This window comes from Ruegeria sp. CDSA020, assembly GCF_059612345.1.
This window is the reverse complement of record NZ_JBXWQK010000003.1, coordinates 68,740-86,905: the sequence shown is the minus strand read 5'-3', so window position 1 is coordinate 86,905 and position 18,166 is coordinate 68,740. Positions and strand designations below refer to the sequence as shown.

The window sequence follows — 18,166 nt, the reverse complement described above, 5'->3', positions numbered from 1 at the left end:
TGTTCCCATCGACGGCCGTTAGTCTTCGGCCGCTTCTTTCTCCATTTCCATAACCAGCCGCGTTTCCAGAACCTGTCCGCTTTTGTAGAGGATCGGATAGGCGATGGCCGCGATATGGCCGTGCAGATCGCGCATAGCGCGCAGTGCCTCCAGATGCAGATCGCTGGACTGGAAACTTTCCGTTTGACCACGCTCCAGCCGCTTTAGATGCGCCTTGCGGCTGTCGCGGGACATCCTTTTGATCTCGGCCTTGTCCAGAACAAGACGGCGGGCACAGTCGACGTCATCCACCAACAAAACGTGTCGCGCCAGCGAAAAACTTTCCAGAATGGTGGCGTGTAAATCCTTGAGTTCTTTCCACCCCTGGGCGGAAAACTCGGCCCTTTCCATGTGTTTAATCTTTGCTGAACGCGTCATTCTGTTCGACACGACATCTCCAGCGGCCTCGAGCCGAATAGCGTATTCCACCAAACCACGGGCGGCCTTGATCTGAGACTTGCTCATATTCTGCCGCGGCAACCGCGCGACAAAGCGTCGGATTTCCGTCAACTGGGCGTTTACCATTTCATCCTGCTGCGACAGGGCGGCAATGGTATCAATGTCGTCACGCTCATAGATATCCAGCACCGGGCGGAACATGCGTTCGACCTGCGTGACCATCTGCAACAATTCGTGGCGCACCGAGGACATCGCAACATCAGGGCCTGTGGCACTGGGGTCGCCTAGCGGATTAAGAGCACCCGAGAACTGATCTGCCACACCAGATTCAGGGTCGGTCTCGGGCATGAGCAATGCCATCGGCGCTTCCATCCGGGTGACGAATCCGGTTGCCAGCAGAAACACCACGAGGTTGAAACCGATATGGGCAAAGATCAACGATTGCCCCGGCCCGCTGATCATCAATGCGGCATGGGTCCCGGTGACGTTGACAGCAAACAGCATCACAAGCGCCGCACTGCCGCGCAGCAACAGGTTGGCTATCGGTATCCGGCGGGCCGAAACGATCTGGTCGCGCGTCAACCAGATCGGAATAAAGGCCGAGCCCAAATTTGCCCCCAATACCAACGACAAACCCGCCGCGAATGGGATTGCCCCGATCTGTACCAGCGTCACGCACATCAGGATTGTCGCAACCGAGCTGTGCATGACAAAGGCAAGCACAGCTCCAACGATGAAGGCACTGAAATAGTCGCTTTCAAGATAGCCCGCGATGGCCGGCAAAAAGGCGCTTTCGCGGATCGGATCGACAGCATCGCGCAAAAATTGCAGTGATACCAAAATGAAGGCTACACCCAGAACAATCCGCCCCATCAGGCGAACATTTGCCCGATCGGATTTGAGGTAGAGCCACCCGCCCAGCGCCAGCAACACCGGCTGCAACCATCCCAAATCATAAGACAGTATCTGAATGACCAGAGCCGATCCCAGATCGGCCCCCAAAACCCCCGCCAGGGCGATCCCAAAACTGACCATTCCGGCCGCCGCAAACCCTGTCAGCAAAACCGCCACGGCGGCTGAACTTTGCAGGATCGTTGCCAGAACCATACCCGCGCCACCGGCGACAAAACTGTTTGAATGTCGGGTCAAAAGCGATTGAAATAGCGCGCCAAATCGCCGCTCAATCCCCGTACGAACCAGGCGAACGGCGAAAAGCAGCAACATGGTTGCGGCAAAAATCTCGATCAGAAAACCAGCGATGGCCATGTGTTCATACCCCGTCCGACCGGTGAGCAGCACTGTGCATCCGGTTTCGCATCTCTGTTATTGGGATTGATATGAACATAAGAGGTGTCGCCAGGTGATGTCCAAACCCGACGCGAGAGGAGTTACCCGCGTCGGGAAGTTGCTTATTATCCGTAACGATAAGGCCGTCCGGCCTTGAGCATGTCGGCGTTGTATTGCTTGAATATCTCAACAACCCTCGCCTTGATCTCAGATTCTGCCGCAATCTCATCCCAGAATGCGATTGCCGCGCCTTCGACCTGTGCCCATTCCTCATCTGGGATCGTGGTCAGCTGCATCTTGTCGCCATTGACCCGCAAGCTGGCCTCGCCGCCCCAGTACCACCACTGGCGGTAGTAATGCGACTGATCACAGCAAACACGGAACAGCGTTTGCAGATCTTCCGGCAACTCGTTCCAGCGATCCATGTTGGCAAAGAAAGACCCGGCCCAGGCGCCTGAGATGTTGTTGGTCAGGAAGTAGTTGGTCACATCCGCCCAGCCGACAGTGTAATCCTCGGTGATGCCCGACCATGCGATGCCGTCCAACTCGCCGGTCTGTACGGCGACCTCGATATCTTCCCATGGCAGTGTAACTGGTACCACACCGAACTGGCTGAGGAAGCGACCCGCTGTTGGGAAAGTGAAGACACGCTTGCCTTGCAGATCCGCCAGGCTGTTGATTGGGTCCTTGGTGGCGAAATGGCACGGGTCCCAGGCGCCCGCCGAGATGTGCTTGACCCCGACTTTCGAGTATTCTTCGTCCCAGATTTCGTTCAGACCGTACTGATTGAACAGAACCGGTACATCCAGGGAATAGCGCGAGGCAAACGGGAAATAGCCGCCGAACACTGTGACATCGGTGGGCGACGCCATCGAGTCATCGTCGGACTGTACCGCATCAATGGTGCCTTTCTGCATGGCACGGAACAGTTCGCCTGTCGGAACAAGCTGGTCAGCATAGAACAGCTCGATCTGCATCCGATCACCGGCGATCTTATTGAACATCTCGATTGCCGGGTCGATCACATGCGCCGCCAGCGCAGGACCGGCATAGGTCTGCATGCGCCATGTGATCGTGCTTTGCGCCAATGCGGGCGTGGCCAGAGGTGCAGCGGCTACGCCTACCCCGGCTGTTTTCAAAAACTTACGTCTTGTCGTCATGTCAATTTCCTCTCCGTTGAAGTGCTTCGTGCCTCTTCGAAAGGCATTCTTGTTAATTTCCATAGACATAGCCGGGCAGCCAAAGAGCCAGTTCCGGGAAGATCATGATAATCGTAAGCGCCAGAACCATTACGGCGACGAACGGAAAGATCGAGCCATAGATATCCCTCAGCGTGATTTCTGGTGGGGCCATCGCGCGCATCAGAAATAGGTTATAGCCGAAAGGCGGTGTCATATAGGCGATCTGTGTGGTGATCGTGTACAGAACCCCGTACCAAATCAAGTCAAAGCCCAGCGCACCAACCAGCGGTACATAAAGCGGGGCGACAATGACCAGCATCGCGGTGTCGTCCAGAAACGTGCCCATGACAATAAAGCTGAGCTGCATCAAGATCAGGATCATCCAGGGTGACAGGCCCAACTGGTCGGTGAACAAGTTGTCGATTGCCTTCACCGCACCAAGCCCGTCGAAAACCGCGCCAAAGCCCAGTGCAGCCAGGATGATCCACATGAACATACAGGATATCGCCAGCGTATGCTTGGTGCAGGATTCGAAAATCGCCCAGGTCATCCGGCGTTTGGCGATTGATACTACCAGCGCCGCCAGCGCCCCGATGGCCGAGCTTTCAACCAGTGACGTCCATCCGTTCACGAATGGGACCATCATCGACGCAAAGATTATCAGCGGCAGCGCTCCAGCGGCCAGCAAACGGATCTTCTCGGCCCGCGGGACCTCATGCGCGTCTTTCATCGCTGGGCCGAGCTCGGGCTGAATGCGGCAGCGGATCCAGATGTAAAGGATGAACATACCAGCCATCATCAGCCCGGGCACGATCCCCGCCAGCCATAACTGTCCCACAGGTTGACGGGCGATCATCGCATACAGCACCAGAACCACCGAAGGTGGTACAAGAATACCCAGACTGGACCCGGCCTGAATGACACCGGTCACCATGGTTTTGTCATACCCGCGTCTCAACAGTTCAGGCAAAGCAATCGTGGCTCCAATGGCCATCCCGGCCACGCTGAGGCCATTCATGGCAGAAACCAAGACCATCAAACCAATCGTCCCGATGGCAAGCCCGCCATTCACCGGCCCCATCCAGACATGGAACATGCGATACAGGTCATCCGCCAGCCTGCTTTCGCTGAGCACATAGCCCATGAAAATGAACATTGGCAGGGTCAGCAGCGGATACCACTTCATCAGCTTCATCGCGGCTGAAAACGTGATGTCCTGCCCTCCGGTTCCCCACAATGAAAGCGCCGCGATCGTCGCAACCGCACCGATCGCACCAAAAACGCGCTGACCGGTGAACAGCATCAGCATCATCAACGCGAACATGAAGATGGCGATATATTCCTGGCTCATGCCCGCTGTACCCCGATTTCCTGCCCGTTGATCCGCGCAATGTCTTTGAAAAATTCCGAGACTGCCTGCAGCAACATCAGGAAGAAGCCGAAAACCATGATGGATTTGACCGGCCAGATATACGGCCGCCACGCAGTCGACGAACGTTCAAGCCGACCGATCTCTTCACTGCCGGTCAGCAGTCCGGTGAAGTAGGAAACGGGTTCGTCGCCCCAATAACCAAGGCTATACGCCGTCGAGCCAAGCCCACCGTAGAACAGCACACCCAAATAGAGGATCAGCAAAAGCACGGTGAACGCATCGAACCACGCTTTTCGTTGAGGGCTCCAGTTGTGGTAAAACAGGTCCATGCGCACATTCGACCCTAGCTGGATCGAATATGGCCCACCCATGATGTAATAGGTCACCATCGCAAACTGTGCCATTTCAAGTGTCCAGAGCGACGGTAGGAAGAAGGTCTTTGATATCGAAGACCACAGCAGGATGCCCATCATGACAAACAGGCCCCACATCATGACCCGCCCGATCCGATAGTTGATCGCATCCACGATACGGACATATACGCTCATCGCTTTGATCACGCTGACGCCCCTTCCTGAAAACCGGACAGAACACGCGCAATCCAGGGCACCAGGCAATCGGCCATCTCTGCCTGCTGCTTAGGCGTGCGGATCAAGTCATTGCGGATTTCGATCATCACGTTCAGCAAGCGGTGGGGCAGCGCCTGGGTATCCAGTGTATGAGCTACTCCATCCGCCGCAGAATAAGGCTCATTCAGCCTGATGATAAAGGGGCTGCCGATAGCTTCGTCAGCCATCATCGCTGTGGCAAACTGGTTGTCCACTCCGTGCAGAATACCCAGTTCGACCTGCCGTTTCTGCCCCAGATAGACCGGCGTGAAACTGTGGATTGTCACCATCAACCTAAGTGAAGCGCTGTGCTGATCGATCAAATCCGACAGAGCGGCGCAAAACGGCTGATACACGTTTTCGATTCTGGCCACTCGGTGCTCGGGCGACATGTTGATGTTCGCCGGGATTTCGTAATCCTCGCTGCGGATCGGCATTGCACCCGCCGCCTCGGGCGGGCGATTGCAGTCATAGACCAGCCGAGACACCCCGCCATGGACCAAAGGTGCTGACATGCGTTTGGCCATAGCCTGCGCCACGGCCAGTGCGCCTGGATCCCAGGCAATATGACTTTCGCGTGCTTCAGCGCTTAGCCCCATATCACCCAGAAAAGCCGGGATACGATTAGACGCATGTTCGCACACCAGCACGACCACAGGCGCATTGCCCGCCAAATCCGTATGAACAACTTTGCCGAAGTCCAATCTACCGTCCTGCGATTCCAAAATGAGACATTGTGGAAAAATTTCCACAGACCGCATCATCCTGTCAATATTTTTTCTGTATAAATTTTTCCAAGCTTGATCTTGCTGAAAAATTATTCACATTATGGTCTGGTCGCATAATAGGAGGACACGCCAGTGCGGGTGACAGACAGGCTTCTGGCCCATCGGGACAAGATGACCCCGTCTGAACGGCAACTGGTCAGCGTTCTGCTGGATGATTACCCGATGGCCGGGCTGGGTAGTATTACCGAATTGGCCAGTACCGCCTCAGTCTCGACCACTACGGTTGCACGGATGCTGCAAAAGACCGGTTTTGACGGATATCCTCAATTTCAGGCCGCGCTGCGTGGTGAGGTCAAAGAAATGATCTCGGGGCCAGTAGCCAAACGTGATGTCTGGCAGAATGACCTGCCCGAAGAACATATCCTCAACCGCTATTCCCAGCGTTCTCTGGCCAACCAGAAGCGCACAATCGACGAGATCGACCCCGACGAATTCGATAGCTTCTGCAGCCTGCTGAGCGATCAGAACCGGCGTATTTTCATCACCGGTGGCCGCATTACCGGAACACTGGCGCAATACCTGTATCTGCACCTGCAAATGATCCGACCGGATGTCCGCCTGTTGCCGGTCGCCGCATCCTGGACCCATGATCTGTTGGACGTGCGTCAAGGGGATGTGCTGATCGCGCTGGATGTCCGGCGCTATGAGAACGCGAGCCTGCTGATTGGTCAGCTCTGCCACGAGCGCGGGGCCGAAATCGTGCTGTTGACCGATCAGTGGCGCTCGCCAATCCACCGGCTGGCCAAACACACATTCGCGGCGCGCATCTCGGTGCCTTCTGCCTGGGATTCGATGGCTGCGATACTGACCCTGATGGAATGCGCCATAGCCGAAGTTCAGGAACGGCTTTGGGATTCGGTCAAAGATCGCACGGTCGAACTGGAACAGGCCTTTGATCGCACCAAGCTGTTTCGGAAATTCGGTCAAAGTTCAGGCTCTTAGCCTCGGATTGTTCCAAAACTACAACTGCCCGTGAGGAGTGTTGCCACTTGACCGGCGGTTGGTCACTTTGTTTCCATGACATTTATTACCGAAAACCAGCTGCCGCTGCTGATTCTGTTTTTTCTGATCGGCACAGTTGGCACAGCGTTCCTGTTTCGCAAACCAGCCGGGCATCGCGCATGGAAACTGGCTGATCTGGTCTGGGTGGTTCTGGGCGGGGTCGGCGCATTGGTTGCGGTGATGGCCGGGCTTTATACAGCGGACAGTTCCCGTCTGGACCGGCAGATTGACGTTGCCTATGCCGCAACGCTTGCCTTTGACCGCGACGCCGCGCGGTTTCGTTTGCGGTTCTGCGACCCGGCCTATGACAAGGATATCGGAGCGCTGTGCGAAAAAGTTGAGTTCCTTTCAGCCTCCACCGCAAGCAACGCTGACCTGCCCTTGTTTATTGCCGTAACAAACGAAGTCGCCCCTCTGAGGGGGTTACAATTCCTGTTTGGACGGCAGGCCCAGGAAGAGCGCGATGACATGCGCGCGATGACATCGAAGGTGCACTCATTCGACGTCGACCAGTTTCTGGTGTTCACAACGCTGGATGACCCGACACAGGAAGCTATCGACAATCTGCGCAGGAAAGTTCCCGCAATCGCAGGCGACTATTTGATCTTGGCCCAAAGTTACGATGACCTTGTCACTCAGGTCGGCAAGCTTAAGGATGAATGGGAGTATTTGCGGGAAAACGGGCATATTCTGGTGCTTCAGATCATTGCGTTGTGCCTTGTCAGTTTCGCCGCCCCGTTCCGGCTGGGCAAATCCATTGTCGAACTCAGAACGACGCTTACTGCCGGTACGCCCGCGCCAACCGCTCGGGATCAGCGCCCAGAAGATAGCGGGTCAGAGTCCACAGATTCCGACCACCACGACGCAACCACCCCGCCCGTTCATACCGGTCCGCACTCGTAAAGGCGCGGGCGGACAAGAGCGTGATACGGCGCAACTTTTTGGCAAGCGCCACGTCCTCCATCAAGGGCTGTTCCGGGAAACCGCCTGCATCTTGATATTCAGAACGCCGGACTAGCAAGCCCTGGTCACCATAGGGCAACCCAAAGATCCGGCTACGAAGATTGGCCCATCCGGCAACCCAGGATGGCGCAAACCCCGCGGCCACGAAGGCCAGTCTGAACGCCGCAGGTCGCCCCGAGGGCAAATGATCCCGCACAACATTGCTCCACCCGTCCTGCAAAACCGTATCCGCATGAAGTACCAACAGCCAATCGGCTTTGGCGGCTGCACAGCCACGGCGCAGCTGCCCCCCGCGCGAGGCTTCTCCTGTCACGATCCTGGCCCCGGCATTCTCGGCGATTTCATGGGTTTTGTCGGTAGAGCCTGCGTCCGACACAATCAATTCGTGGATCAACCCTGCGCGCAGCCCCTCCATCAGCGCTCCAAGTGTAGCAGGCAAGGTTTCGGCCGCGTTCAGGGTTGGAATTACAATACTGATCGGTGCCGGCACGTCGGATATCCTCTGGTCTTATGAGCGACTTCTCATATATCACGAGCACCATGGAAAAGACGAGGACTCTGCCATGCCCAATCGCCGCATTCTGCGCCTAACCGGTGCCGACGTTGACAGCTTCTTGCAGGGGCTGGTGACCAATGACATTGCCGGGCTTGATAATGGTCTGGTCTACGCGGCCCTACTGACCCCACAGGGCAAGTATCTGGCCGATTTCTTTTTGAAACGCCAGGGCGACGATATCTTGCTGGACGTCGCCGAGGTTATTGCCGACGGATTGGTCAAACGTCTGAGCATGTACAAGCTGCGCGCCGACCTGACGATCGAAGCCAGCGGCCTGAATCTGCAACGCGGCACTGGCCTGGCACCCGATGGGGCCCTGCCCGATCCGCGCCATTCAGATATGGGCTGGCGCGCATATACCGAAGATGCCGAAAGCGAGGACGGAACCGATTGGAACGCGATCCGCGTGCTCCATTGCATTCCCGAAACCGGAATCGAGTTGACCGAAGACAGTTATATTCTGGAATCAGGGTTCGAGTTGCTGAACGGCGTTGATTTCAAAAAAGGGTGTTATGTCGGTCAGGAAGTGACCGCGCGCATGAAACACAAGACCGAGCTGCGTAAAGGGCTGCGCACGGTAAATGTCGCGGGCACCACGCCTGTCGGAACCGAAATAACTGCTGACGGGAAATCCGTGGGGCGCCTGTTTACCCAAGCGGATGGCCAGGGGATCGCATATCTCAGGCTCGACAGGGCCAAGGGTGATATGCAGGCGGGCGACGCGACCGTGCGCCTGAAGGAATGAAAATTCTCGAATACAGCCTGGTCATGGCCCCGCCAGCCCCGGAACCATTTGATCCGCCCAGCACAGGCTGCCAAACTAGGTTTGGTTCAGTGATCCGGGTGAGTTGATGTTTCGTCTGTATAAAGCAATTTGGCGTGCCAGTTCCGCCCGGCAGATCATCCTTATCATCCTGTCTATTGCGGTTGCCGCTCTGGCAGCCGTCCCGCTGGAGTTTCAGCGCGATATCATCAACCACCTGACCTCGGACGATGTATCTGTGGACCGAATGATCCTGCTTGGTGCGGGTATGATGGTGGTTATCTTGCTGAGCCTGGGGCTGAAATGGCTGCTCGGCTATCGGGCGGGGACATTGGGCGAGGATATGATCCGCCTGATCCGGCAAAGGCTGCTGGTCCGGTCCGCCGATCTGGATGAAACCGGCGAGACCATGCGCAAGGGGACCATGACTACCGCCATTTCTGCCGAAGCAGAAGAGCTGGGTAAATTCGCAGGCGGTGCCTTTTCCGACCCGGTGGTCCAAATCGGCACTCTGATCAGCGTGATTGGCTATATCTCGTCTACACAGCCGGGGTTGGGTTTGATCGCTTTTTCGATGGTCGCGCCGCAGATCATCATCGTTCTGGTTTCGCAACGCAAAGTGAACGTCTTTGTCGCCGAACGCGTTCGTATACTGCGCCGCGCCACCGACAGTTTGACAGCAGAAAAGATTGACGCGGCCGCGCACGAGATCGAAGCGGAATTCGACAAAATCTACGAAACTCGCAGAAAGATGTTCATCTGGAAGCTCTCGGCCAAATTCCTTCTAAGCGTGATCAACGGCGCCGGGACGGTTGGGGTTCTGATGCTGGGTGGCTGGCTTGTCCTTCAGGGCAGAACCGATGTCGGCACAGTTGTTGCCGCCACCAGTGGGCTCAGCCGCATTCAAGGCCCCACGGCTTTTCTGATCGCCTATTATCGCCAGGTCAGCGCAAACCGGATCAAATTCGAACTGATGCTCGAACTATTTGGCCCGAACCCAGAAAAATACCGACGCGTCAAAGACTAAAAATAGAAAGAACCGCGCAGCGCGGGCTGTCGCGGTTCTCGTTGTCTTGAAGCAGAAGTGCAGTTACGCGCGTTCCGAATAGTCCATGGTTTCAGTATTCACCACGATCATTTCATCTTGGCCCACAAATGGTGGCACCATGACTTTTACACCATTGTCCAGAACGGCCGGTTTGAACGAGTTCGCAGCGGTCTGACCTTTGACCACAGGCTCGGTCTCGACGATCTTGCACGTCACTTTCTGTGGCAGTTTGGCGTTCAGTGCCTCACTTTCGTAAAATTCTACGACGATAGTCATGCCGTCCTGCAGAAACGGGCGGCGATCACCCAACAGATCAGCGGACAGTTCGATCTGCTCATAGGTCTCGGAATCCATGAACACCAACATGCCGTCGGATTCGTATAGAAACTGCTGGTCTTTCTGTTCCAGGCGAACACGCTCGACCTTGTCAGCTGAGCGGAAACGTTCGTTCAGTTTGGAACCATTGCGCAGATTGCGCAGTTCGACCTGTGCAAAAGCCCCGCCTTTACCGGGCTTTACATGATCAACTTTGACAGCGGCCCATAGCCCATCGTTATGCTCAAGCACATTGCCGGGGCGAATTTCGTTCCCATTTATCTTGGGCATGACTTAAATCCTTCACAAACGGTTGATGCGTCAGTCGCGCACCCTATATCTGGCGTGGCCGCACCTGACAAGACAACGACACCTTGTGCTGCAGCCGCAGCAAGCTATGCGCGTGACGCAACGCAACTATGCACATTAGGTGTATCCGAATCGCACTTAATAGGTCATAAGAACCGTCACGCCGAAAATGCAAGAGCAAGAACAACAAGGAAGACGAGATGAGAGATTTCGTTGACGGCACCGCCTTTAACAATGAGCAAGGCAACCGTGCTCGTAAACTTTTCGCAGCCGTCGTTTTGGCTGCGCTGGATGATGCTATCGCCGACGACAAAAAGTATGGCAATGGCCCAGAACAGATCGCCCGCTGGGCACGCTCGCGCGATGGGCGCGAAGTGCTGTCTTGCGCGGGTATCGACCCAAATGAACGGGTTGTCAGCGGATTGATGGATTTCGTTGGTCGCGGTGTGCGGACTTCGGTCGCTCTTTCGCGCGAAGAAAGCGAGCGCCGCAACGCCGCCCAACAGGCCGAAGCCGCCTGATCACCGACACGAGTCTGTTTGAAAAAACGCGCCTCCTATTGATGGAGGCGTGTTTTTTTGTTGCATAGACCCCGAATATGAATTCCGGTGCGAAACTGCGCCCTCACCCGATGACTGAAAAATGATGACAATGCCGCGTCATCCGGGGCTTTCCCTTCACCGTCAAATCAGGTCATCTGCGCGTTAGCTAACAGGAGACACGGCATGGTTCGCGCCATCATGATTCAGGGCACAGGCAGCAATGTTGGAAAATCGGTTCTGGTGGCCGGATTGGCACGCGCCTATACGCGCCGAGGCCTGCGGGTTGCCCCGTTCAAACCGCAGAACATGTCGAATAACGCCGCAGTAACCGAAAATGGTGGCGAGATCGGGCGCGCGCAAGCCCTACAAGCGTTGGCGGCACGACGCGCCACACATACGGATATGAACCCGATCCTTTTGAAGCCTGAAACAGATACAGGCGCGCAGATCGTCATTCAGGGCAAACGCGCCGGAACGATGCAGGCTGGCGATTACCGCAAGGATAAATCCAAGCTGATGACAGCCGCGCGCCAGAGTTTTGACCGGCTCTGCACCGACGCTGATCTGGTGTTGGTTGAAGGGGCCGGAAGCCCGGCCGAGACCAACCTGCGTCAGGGTGATATTGCCAATATGGGCTTCGCCTGCGCCGCGGGTGTGCCGGTCGTACTTGTCGGCGATATTCACCGAGGTGGGGTAATTGCTCAGATCGTCGGGACTCAGGCCGTGCTGGATGCTGGCGATCTGGCAATGATCCGAGGCTTTGCCATCAATCGCTTTAAGGGCGATGTATCCCTATTCGACGAAGGTCGCGATGACATCGCCGCTCGAACAGGCTGGGCCTGTATCGGTGTTGTGCCCTGGTTCGACGATGCATGGAAACTGCCAGCCGAAGATATGATGGACATCCGGTCCCACAGTGGCGGTTCCTGCAAGGTTGCAGTACCTCAGTTGGAACGGATGGCCAATTTTGATGATCTTGATCCGCTATCGGCAGAACCCGGCATCACGGTCGAGATCGTGCCCGCTGGCCGTGCGCTGCCCGGCGATGCGGATTTGGTCCTGCTTCCCGGAAGCAAATCAACCATTGGCGATTTGGCTTACTTTCGTGCGCAGGGCTGGGATATCGACCTTTATGCCCATGTGCGACGTGGCGGTCACGTGTTGGGATTATGCGGTGGCTACCAAATGCTAGGTAACACCATTGCTGATCCCGATGGTGTGGACGGGCGGCCAGGTACAGTCGATGGATTGGGGCTGTTGGATGTGGATACCGTTATGGTCGGCGAGAAAAAGGTGACCCTGCGGACTGCACGCGCCCTGCCGGGGCACCAACCGCTAACCGGATATGAGATCCATATGGGCCGCACCGAAGGCAATGATTGCACCCGCGCCTGGCTGGAGGTCGAGGGCCGCCCGGAGGGCGCAACTGATCGGACTGGCCGGATACGCGGAAGCTACCTACACGGTATATTCTCATCCGATCAATTTCGGGCCGACTACCTACAGCTTTTAGGAGTCTCTTCCACCCTGCACTATGAGGACGGTGTCGAAGATACGCTTGATCGTCTGGCCGACCATCTGGAACGGCATATGGATCTGGATCGCTTGCTGGAACTGGCTGAAACGCCGATTAAAGGCTGACTTTCACTCGGCTTTTTGCTCGGCCAACGCACGGTAGATCTCGCGGCGAACCATTTTTCGAACGTTCCGCGTAATGCGTTCACCCAGTACGCCCTGCAGTTCTTCACGAACAACCTGCGCAATCAAAGAGCGCAAGCCATCTTCATCAAGCCGGGACATGGCAGCATCTGCTTCTGAACCTGTTGTATCCGCGGCAGCCGATACCTCTGGGTCCCGTACAAACACTGCCTTTTCAACAGTCTCAGTCTCTGCATCTGGGGCTTCGTCTTGGGGTTGCCATTCCAACGGTTGATTTGGCGTTCCTGAATAGGCATCTACGCTGTCACCGTCGGGCTCCCACTGATCTTCGGTCCTGGCGATCGCGGCTTCCAGCGCCTCAATTTTGGCACTTAGACTTTTGGCTATGCCCTCTTCCGCAACTGGATCAGGTGAATGCTCTGTAGCCGACTCCGCTTCATCACCCGCAACAACATCGCAGGCGCGCAAAAGCATCGGTTTCACCGATTTTTCAGCGCTGTACTCAGCATCCAGCTTGAAAGGCTGCGTCTCGACACCTGTTTGCTCGCCAACCCTGAGCGCATCAGTCAGAACAAGCCGCCCTGGCTTTCGCTCTGACTTGGAACGCACCAGATCGGGAACTTTTCGACCTTCTTCGCTGACCAGCCGCTTGACCGATGACAGTACGTCTTCGATCCCGGAGTTCACGACATTGTCTGTCATTGTTTTCTACCGCTCTAACCTCAGGTCCGAGTGTAGCCAAACAATGCAGACCTCACAACAGGCAGTATTGGGTGTTTAGTCCCGACGCAGTGCTTTCAGGACCCGATCCAGATCTTTGCTCTGCTTGCTGACCTGCGCGGGGGCTTTCTTCACCAGATTATAGTAAAGGGTCGGATCGTAAATCTGAACCGCCAGACCCAAACGCTCGGCCGTGAGCAAACCTTGGGCCTGCAGCAACTGATAAGCCGCCAGAGATCGCTCGGTTCTGGAAGCAATTTCGGCAAGCTGCGCGTCCAGCAAATCCTGCTGAGCAGCCAGCACGTCCAGAGTGGTCCGCGCACCCAAAGTTGCCTCTTCGCGGATACCATCAAACGCAACTTCCGAGGCGCGCACACGTTCCGAAGAGGCCCTCAGGCTTGCGCTTGCAGTTTGAAACCGGACATAGGCATCAGACACACCCTGCGTAATGTTCTTTTGCACATTCAGCAGATTGGCACGTGACCCATCCCGCGAGGCCATTGCGCGGCGCACGCTTGCCGCAAGTCGACCACCCGCATAGATCGGCTGGCTGAAGTTCAGCGAGATACTCGCATCATTCACATAATCGTCGTCATCATAGCTCTCGGTGACGCCCGCATCAGCGTTCAGGCTGACATTCGGACCCAGGCCCGCGCGCTGCTGCTGAACGACCAGATCAAGGGCGCGCACCTGATGCTGGGCGGACAGAATGGATGGGTGATTGCGTTGGGCCAGGCTGACGGCCTCGCTCTGGGACCGGGGCAAGTTTGGCAGGCTGGGCTGACCAGCAGTACGGCCCGGCAGTTTGCCAACTGCGTTCACATATTCCGCCTGAGCAGTGCTCAGATCGCCGCGCGCATTCGCCAGATCGGCCTGCGAGCTTGCAAGCTGAGCCTGAGACAATGCGACGTCTGTGCGGGTAACTTCCCCAACTTCGAAACGATCCTGCGAGGCGCGAAGCTCTTCTGCGGACAGTTCAACGTTGTTTTTACGAATCGATACGGTCTCTTCCTGCAGCAGAACACTCAGGTAAGCGGTCGCCGCGCGGAATAGGACCTGCTGTTCGATATCGATCAGCGCCTGCCGGGTCGACAGCACCGTTTCCTGCGCTGATTGCTTGCCCAGAATCGAGGCTCCGCCATCGTATAAAAGCTGGCTCAGCGTCAGGCCCGAGAAGAAGTTCGAAGGATCAACACTGTTCGTAACACCACTGTTTCTGCTGCGCGTATAGTCTTGGCTAACCGCGACGGTCCAGTTGATAATAGGGCGCAATGCCGACAGCGCGATCGCCACATCCTCGTCTGCAGCCCGAAGCAGCGCCCGGTTCTGTTCCAGCAAACCGCTGGTATTATAAGCTCCGATGAACGCATCAGTCAGGTTATCGGCCCAAACCGCCTTACCGGGCAACGTGCCCAGAGCAATACCCGCAGTCACTGCCAGAGTCCTGACCAGCTTGCCTCCTGCTGCAAAACGCATGGCGAAATCCTCTCAAATCAAAATAACGCAGCCCTCAAGGCAGTTTGCGTCTTTGTGTTGAACTAATCAAGGCAGCAGATAAATCTGCCCGCCGACTATAGCGAAAATGCACTCTCGGCCGAGAAAGCCTTCAGAACAGGTGCACTGGCGTTGAATGCCTGGCGCCAGGTAACGCGATCGCCTGATTTGTGGCCTATACGGACTGTCCCAAGATCACCTTCCATGAACAGGCAGGCGATACGCCCATGATCCTTAAGCTGGTCAATCAATGCAGACGGAACCTCTTCTACGCCGCCCTGGATCATGACCACGTCATAAGGCCCATGCTCGGCAGCGCCCTCATCCAGCGGCCCCACGTGAACAACCACATTATCCGCGTCAGCCTCCATCAGCAGCGTTTGCGCTTCGGCAGCTAGCGCTTCATCCGCTTCCACCGCTACGACCAACTGCGCCATACGGGCTGCAACAGCCGTCGAATATCCCAGCGCCGGAGCAATATCCAGAACAACCTCATCATTGGTAATGTTCAGCACATCCAACATCTTGGCCAGTGTTCTCGGTTCCAGAATGCAGCGTCCAGCCTCAAGTTCTATCAAACCCTCGACATAGGCGGCTTCGCGTTGCGCGTCTGGCACAAAATTCTCGCGCTTGACGGACAGCATGGCATCAATGATCGGGAACTTGGTAACGTCCGAAGGCCGGACCTGCGTATCGACCATGGTGCGGCGGCGGGCTGCGAAATCTGTCATTGGATCGCTCATTCATTTCCCAAGGTTGCTGGGCTTGTGCCACATCCCGGGCAAACCAGCAACGGCCCGCAAGCGGAAACTTTCGTCTGTCGTGAAGATTTTAGAGTGATCCGATTGGGTGATCCAATTTTCAGTTCGTCAAATTTAGACCGAACCCACTGGACGCCCCGGATTAAAGCTGCTAAAACGCCTGTCACACCACGGCAAGTATTTGATATTACTTGAAAAGGCGAGTTGGCGGAGTGGTGACGCAGCGGATTGCAAATCCGTGTACACCGGTTCGATTCCGGTACTCGCCTCCAATACTTTCAAACAGTTGCTTCGCATTCGGCTTTTCGAGCCTGCGACATGCCGTCTCGCTACGGCAGTGCTCTGCTGAGTGAAGCTTGACACCGGATTGATCAGAAGGCGGTGAACTCACTGGCTCGGCCGGTAAATTTGACCGCTCTATCGATTCCACGCGATATGCCCTTTGAAGTAACGGGCCCGCGAATCCTTTCGTCTGGATATCTTCGAGGTGCAAAGCCCAAATTCGCCTGCGGTCATTTTGCAAATGGCTGACCAAACATGCCGCTGACAGGCATTGGCAGGTCGCTTTTCCATTCTCGATGATTTCCGTGCGTCGGCCGCGCTTGACAAGCCCCCTGCCCGTGCCGCATGTCCCATCCGTTGGTGTCTGCATATGCAGATGAAAAGGGAATGCGTCAGCGGTCATCCGTCAAACGCAGCCGCCCCCGCGACCGTGACCGGAGAGGGTGCCCAAAGCCACTGGCCAGACAGGCCGGGAAGGCGGGACATCTGCCAGAGGCCAGCCTCTGACATCCGCAAGCCGGGAGACCTGCCAACATCCGAAGTTGAAACCGGACGGGGTGATCCGGTGTCGGGCCCATGTCGCAATACGTGGCCCGCATGAAACCCCGTCCCCCGCGAAGAGGATTTGGGGGGATGAGAGACATGACCGAGACCACACCTGTTGAACTGCTGGTGTGCACGACCTGCCGCCGCGGCCTGCCCGTCGAGAATGATGCAGATCGTCCTGGGGCGTTGCTGCACAAGGCGTTGGAGCAGGCAGAACTTCCTGATGGCGACACTTTGAAGGCAGTAGAATGCCTTTCAAATTGCGATCAGGGCTGCTCGATTGTGCTGCGTGGCGGACCCAAACGTTGGACCTTTGTCTATGAGCATCTCGATGAAACCGATCATGTCGAGACCATTGTTGAAGGCGCGACCAAATATCTCGCGACCCAAGATGGCCTCGTTAAATGGCGCGAACGTCCTGAACATTTCCGCAAAAACTGTGCGGCCCGCATTCCCCCGATTGGAGCTTAGATATGAGCAATCTCGAAAAACTGCCCGTCACTGTGATCACCGGCTTTCTGGGCTCGGGCAAGACCACGCTGGTGCGTCATCTGATGCAGAACCCGCAGGGCAAGCGCCTGGCCATTGTGGTCAACGAGTTTGGAGATGTTGGCGTCGATGGCGATATCCTCAAATCCTGCGCGATCCCCGATTGCCCGGCGGAAAACATCATGGAATTGGCCAATGGATGCATCTGCTGCACCGTGGCAGATGATTTCATCCCGACCATCGAGGCGCTGATGGCGCTAGAGCCGCGCCCCGATCACATTCTGATCGAAACCTCTGGCTTGGCCCTGCCCAAGCCGCTGCTGAAAGCGTTCGACTGGCCCGATATTCGCTCGAAAATCACCGTGGATGGCGTAATTGCTCTGGCCGATGCCGAAGCTGTGGCCGCAGGTCGCTTTGCCCCGAATGTCGCTGCGGTGGATGCCCAGCGCCTGGCCGATGACTCGATTGATCACGAAACGCCGCTATCCGAGGTGTTCGAGGACCAGATCTCCTGCGCCGACATCATTCTGCTGACCAAGCCTGATCTCGCTGGCCCCGAGGGTATCGCCAAGGCCAAGGAAATCATCGCAGCTGAAGCCCCGCGCCCTCTGCCCGTGGTCGAAGTGGCCGAAGGCGCTGTGGATGTACGTATTGTGCTGGGGCTTGAGGCCGCTGCAGAAGATGACATGGAGGCGCGTCCCAGCCATCACGATGGCCATCACGATCACGAGCATGATGATTTCGAAAGCATCATTGTCGAGCTGCCGGAACAGACCGATCCGGCCCAGCTGGTCGCCAATATCGAACGTCTGGCGAATGAACTGAACATCCTGCGGGTCAAAGGCTATGCCGCTGTTACCGGCAAACCCATGCGCCTTTTGTTGCAGGCAGTCGGGGCCCGTGTGCGTCATCAGTACGACCGCCCGTGGGAGCCAGGTGAAGAGCGTCGCTCGCGTCTGGTGGTCATCGCCGAGCATGACGACATCAAAGAGGCTGAAATCCGCGAAATCCTCGTGGGTGTGACCGGGGCTGCCGAGTAAACC

At 56.5% G+C, this 18,166-nt stretch carries 17 protein-coding genes, 1 tRNA gene and 1 riboswitch; of the genes, 8 read left to right on the top strand and 10 right to left on the bottom strand.

All coding sequences use genetic code 11. The features are described 5' to 3' along the window. Positions 1-18 precede the first annotated feature (18 nt). The 5 genes from AC2FJW_RS05845 to AC2FJW_RS05825 all read right to left on the bottom strand — a co-directional run bounded on the left by AC2FJW_RS05845 (position 19) and on the right by AC2FJW_RS05825 (position 5,590). Positions 19-1,704, bottom strand: coding sequence for a Na/Pi cotransporter family protein (locus tag AC2FJW_RS05845; RefSeq protein ID WP_496749476.1), 1,686 nt, complete (start codon positions 1,702-1,704; stop codon positions 19-21). Between the two features lie 146 nt (positions 1,705-1,850). Then, complete coding sequence (locus AC2FJW_RS05840; protein ID WP_496749475.1) at positions 1,851-2,885, bottom strand: TRAP transporter substrate-binding protein; 1,035 nt, start codon at positions 2,883-2,885, stop codon at positions 1,851-1,853. A 52-nt stretch (positions 2,886-2,937) separates the two neighbouring features. Further along, a complete protein-coding gene (locus tag AC2FJW_RS05835) occupies positions 2,938-4,257 on the bottom strand; it encodes a TRAP transporter large permease (RefSeq protein WP_271947929.1) in 1,320 nt (439 codons plus the stop codon). Beyond that, positions 4,254-4,826, bottom strand: coding sequence for a TRAP transporter small permease subunit (locus AC2FJW_RS05830; RefSeq protein ID WP_496749474.1), 573 nt, complete (start codon positions 4,824-4,826; stop codon positions 4,254-4,256). Before AC2FJW_RS05830 ends, AC2FJW_RS05835 begins: the two co-directional genes overlap by 4 nt. A gap of 8 nt (positions 4,827-4,834) precedes the next feature. Further along, positions 4,835-5,590 (bottom strand): N-formylglutamate amidohydrolase, encoded by a 756-nt coding sequence (locus AC2FJW_RS05825; RefSeq protein WP_496749473.1) that lies wholly within the window; start codon positions 5,588-5,590, stop codon positions 4,835-4,837. Positions 5,591-5,746: 156 nt separating this feature from the next. Between AC2FJW_RS05825 and AC2FJW_RS05820 the strand changes: the two genes are divergently transcribed. Beyond that, a complete protein-coding gene (locus tag AC2FJW_RS05820) occupies positions 5,747-6,616 on the top strand; it encodes a MurR/RpiR family transcriptional regulator (RefSeq protein WP_142632930.1) in 870 nt (289 codons plus the stop codon). Between the two features lie 838 nt (positions 6,617-7,454). Here the strand turns inward: AC2FJW_RS05820 and AC2FJW_RS05815 are convergent. After that, entirely contained in the window at positions 7,455-8,129 is a 675-nt protein-coding gene (locus tag AC2FJW_RS05815) for a TIGR04283 family arsenosugar biosynthesis glycosyltransferase (protein WP_496749472.1), read from the bottom strand. A 73-nt stretch (positions 8,130-8,202) separates the two neighbouring features. On the opposite strand from AC2FJW_RS05815, the gene ygfZ reads away from it, so the two are divergent. Together ygfZ and AC2FJW_RS05805 are read left to right on the top strand one after the other, a co-directional pair. Next, complete coding sequence (ygfZ, locus tag AC2FJW_RS05810; RefSeq protein WP_496749471.1) at positions 8,203-8,940, top strand: CAF17-like 4Fe-4S cluster assembly/insertion protein YgfZ; 738 nt, start codon at positions 8,203-8,205, stop codon at positions 8,938-8,940. A 106-nt stretch (positions 8,941-9,046) separates the two neighbouring features. After that, the gene (locus AC2FJW_RS05805; protein WP_271947939.1) at positions 9,047-9,985 is read left to right on the top strand and encodes an ABC transporter transmembrane domain-containing protein; all 939 of its coding nucleotides are present in this window, start codon (positions 9,047-9,049) and stop codon (positions 9,983-9,985) included. Between the two features lie 63 nt (positions 9,986-10,048). Here AC2FJW_RS05805 and efp read toward each other — a convergent pair whose 3' ends face one another. Further along, positions 10,049-10,612, bottom strand: a complete 564-nt coding sequence (gene efp, locus AC2FJW_RS05800) for an elongation factor P (RefSeq protein ID WP_142632922.1) — start codon at positions 10,610-10,612, stop codon at positions 10,049-10,051. A 218-nt stretch (positions 10,613-10,830) separates the two neighbouring features. On the opposite strand from efp, the gene AC2FJW_RS05795 reads away from it, so the two are divergent. Together AC2FJW_RS05795 and AC2FJW_RS05790 are read left to right on the top strand one after the other, a co-directional pair. Beyond that, positions 10,831-11,151 (top strand): DUF6280 family protein, encoded by a 321-nt coding sequence (locus tag AC2FJW_RS05795; RefSeq protein ID WP_108785849.1) that lies wholly within the window; start codon positions 10,831-10,833, stop codon positions 11,149-11,151. Between the two features lie 204 nt (positions 11,152-11,355). Further along, the gene (locus tag AC2FJW_RS05790) at positions 11,356-12,813 is read left to right on the top strand and encodes a cobyric acid synthase (RefSeq protein ID WP_496749470.1); all 1,458 of its coding nucleotides are present in this window, start codon (positions 11,356-11,358) and stop codon (positions 12,811-12,813) included. Positions 12,814-12,816: 3 nt separating this feature from the next. Here the strand turns inward: AC2FJW_RS05790 and AC2FJW_RS05785 are convergent, their stop codons facing one another. The 3 genes from AC2FJW_RS05785 to AC2FJW_RS05775 form a co-directional block, all read right to left on the bottom strand. Further along, the gene (locus AC2FJW_RS05785; RefSeq protein WP_496701428.1) at positions 12,817-13,533 is read right to left on the bottom strand and encodes a hypothetical protein; all 717 of its coding nucleotides are present in this window, start codon (positions 13,531-13,533) and stop codon (positions 12,817-12,819) included. Between the two features lie 75 nt (positions 13,534-13,608). Beyond that, on the bottom strand, positions 13,609-15,027 hold the full coding sequence (locus AC2FJW_RS05780) for a TolC family outer membrane protein (RefSeq protein WP_496749469.1): 1,419 nt from the start codon (positions 15,025-15,027) through the stop codon (positions 13,609-13,611). A gap of 95 nt (positions 15,028-15,122) precedes the next feature. Beyond that, a complete protein-coding gene (locus tag AC2FJW_RS05775) occupies positions 15,123-15,776 on the bottom strand; it encodes a protein-L-isoaspartate O-methyltransferase family protein (protein ID WP_142635071.1) in 654 nt (217 codons plus the stop codon). Positions 15,777-16,004: 228 nt separating this feature from the next. On the opposite strand from AC2FJW_RS05775, the gene AC2FJW_RS05770 reads away from it, so the two are divergent. From AC2FJW_RS05770 to cobW, 3 genes are all read left to right on the top strand, one after another. Next, a tRNA-Cys gene (locus tag AC2FJW_RS05770) sits at positions 16,005-16,078 on the top strand. Positions 16,079-16,429: 351 nt separating this feature from the next. Next, positions 16,430-16,636: riboswitch (cobalamin riboswitch) on the top strand. Between the two features lie 94 nt (positions 16,637-16,730). Then, entirely contained in the window at positions 16,731-17,105 is a 375-nt protein-coding gene (locus AC2FJW_RS05765; protein ID WP_496749468.1) for a DUF1636 family protein, read from the top strand. Positions 17,106-17,107: 2 nt separating this feature from the next. Continuing rightward, the gene (gene cobW / locus AC2FJW_RS05760) at positions 17,108-18,163 is read left to right on the top strand and encodes a cobalamin biosynthesis protein CobW (RefSeq protein WP_496749467.1); all 1,056 of its coding nucleotides are present in this window, start codon (positions 17,108-17,110) and stop codon (positions 18,161-18,163) included. Positions 18,164-18,166: the final 3 nt, after the last annotated feature.

What these genes read in the sequence shown, in the direction of transcription:
- AC2FJW_RS05845 (WP_496749476.1), bottom strand. Translation starts at nt 1,704, where the DNA reads ATGGCCATCGCTGGTTTTCTGATCGAGATTTTTGCCGCAACCATGTTG.
- AC2FJW_RS05840 (WP_496749475.1), bottom strand. Translation starts at nt 2,885, where the DNA reads ATGACGACAAGACGTAAGTTTTTGAAAACAGCCGGGGTAGGCGTAGCC.
- AC2FJW_RS05835 (WP_271947929.1), bottom strand. Translation starts at nt 4,257, where the DNA reads ATGAGCCAGGAATATATCGCCATCTTCATGTTCGCGTTGATGATGCTG.
- AC2FJW_RS05830 (WP_496749474.1), bottom strand. Translation starts at nt 4,826, where the DNA reads ATGAGCGTATATGTCCGTATCGTGGATGCGATCAACTATCGGATCGGG.
- ygfZ (WP_496749471.1), top strand. Translation starts at nt 8,203, where the DNA reads ATGCCCAATCGCCGCATTCTGCGCCTAACCGGTGCCGACGTTGACAGC.
- AC2FJW_RS05805 (WP_271947939.1), top strand. Translation starts at nt 9,047, where the DNA reads ATGTTTCGTCTGTATAAAGCAATTTGGCGTGCCAGTTCCGCCCGGCAG.
- efp (WP_142632922.1), bottom strand. Translation starts at nt 10,612, where the DNA reads ATGCCCAAGATAAATGGGAACGAAATTCGCCCCGGCAATGTGCTTGAG.
- AC2FJW_RS05795 (WP_108785849.1), top strand. Translation starts at nt 10,831, where the DNA reads ATGAGAGATTTCGTTGACGGCACCGCCTTTAACAATGAGCAAGGCAAC.
- AC2FJW_RS05790 (WP_496749470.1), top strand. Translation starts at nt 11,356, where the DNA reads ATGGTTCGCGCCATCATGATTCAGGGCACAGGCAGCAATGTTGGAAAA.
- AC2FJW_RS05785 (WP_496701428.1), bottom strand. Translation starts at nt 13,533, where the DNA reads ATGACAGACAATGTCGTGAACTCCGGGATCGAAGACGTACTGTCATCG.
- AC2FJW_RS05780 (WP_496749469.1), bottom strand. Translation starts at nt 15,027, where the DNA reads ATGCGTTTTGCAGCAGGAGGCAAGCTGGTCAGGACTCTGGCAGTGACT.
- AC2FJW_RS05775 (WP_142635071.1), bottom strand. Translation starts at nt 15,776, where the DNA reads ATGACAGATTTCGCAGCCCGCCGCCGCACCATGGTCGATACGCAGGTC.
- AC2FJW_RS05765 (WP_496749468.1), top strand. Translation starts at nt 16,731, where the DNA reads ATGACCGAGACCACACCTGTTGAACTGCTGGTGTGCACGACCTGCCGC.
- cobW (WP_496749467.1), top strand. Translation starts at nt 17,108, where the DNA reads ATGAGCAATCTCGAAAAACTGCCCGTCACTGTGATCACCGGCTTTCTG.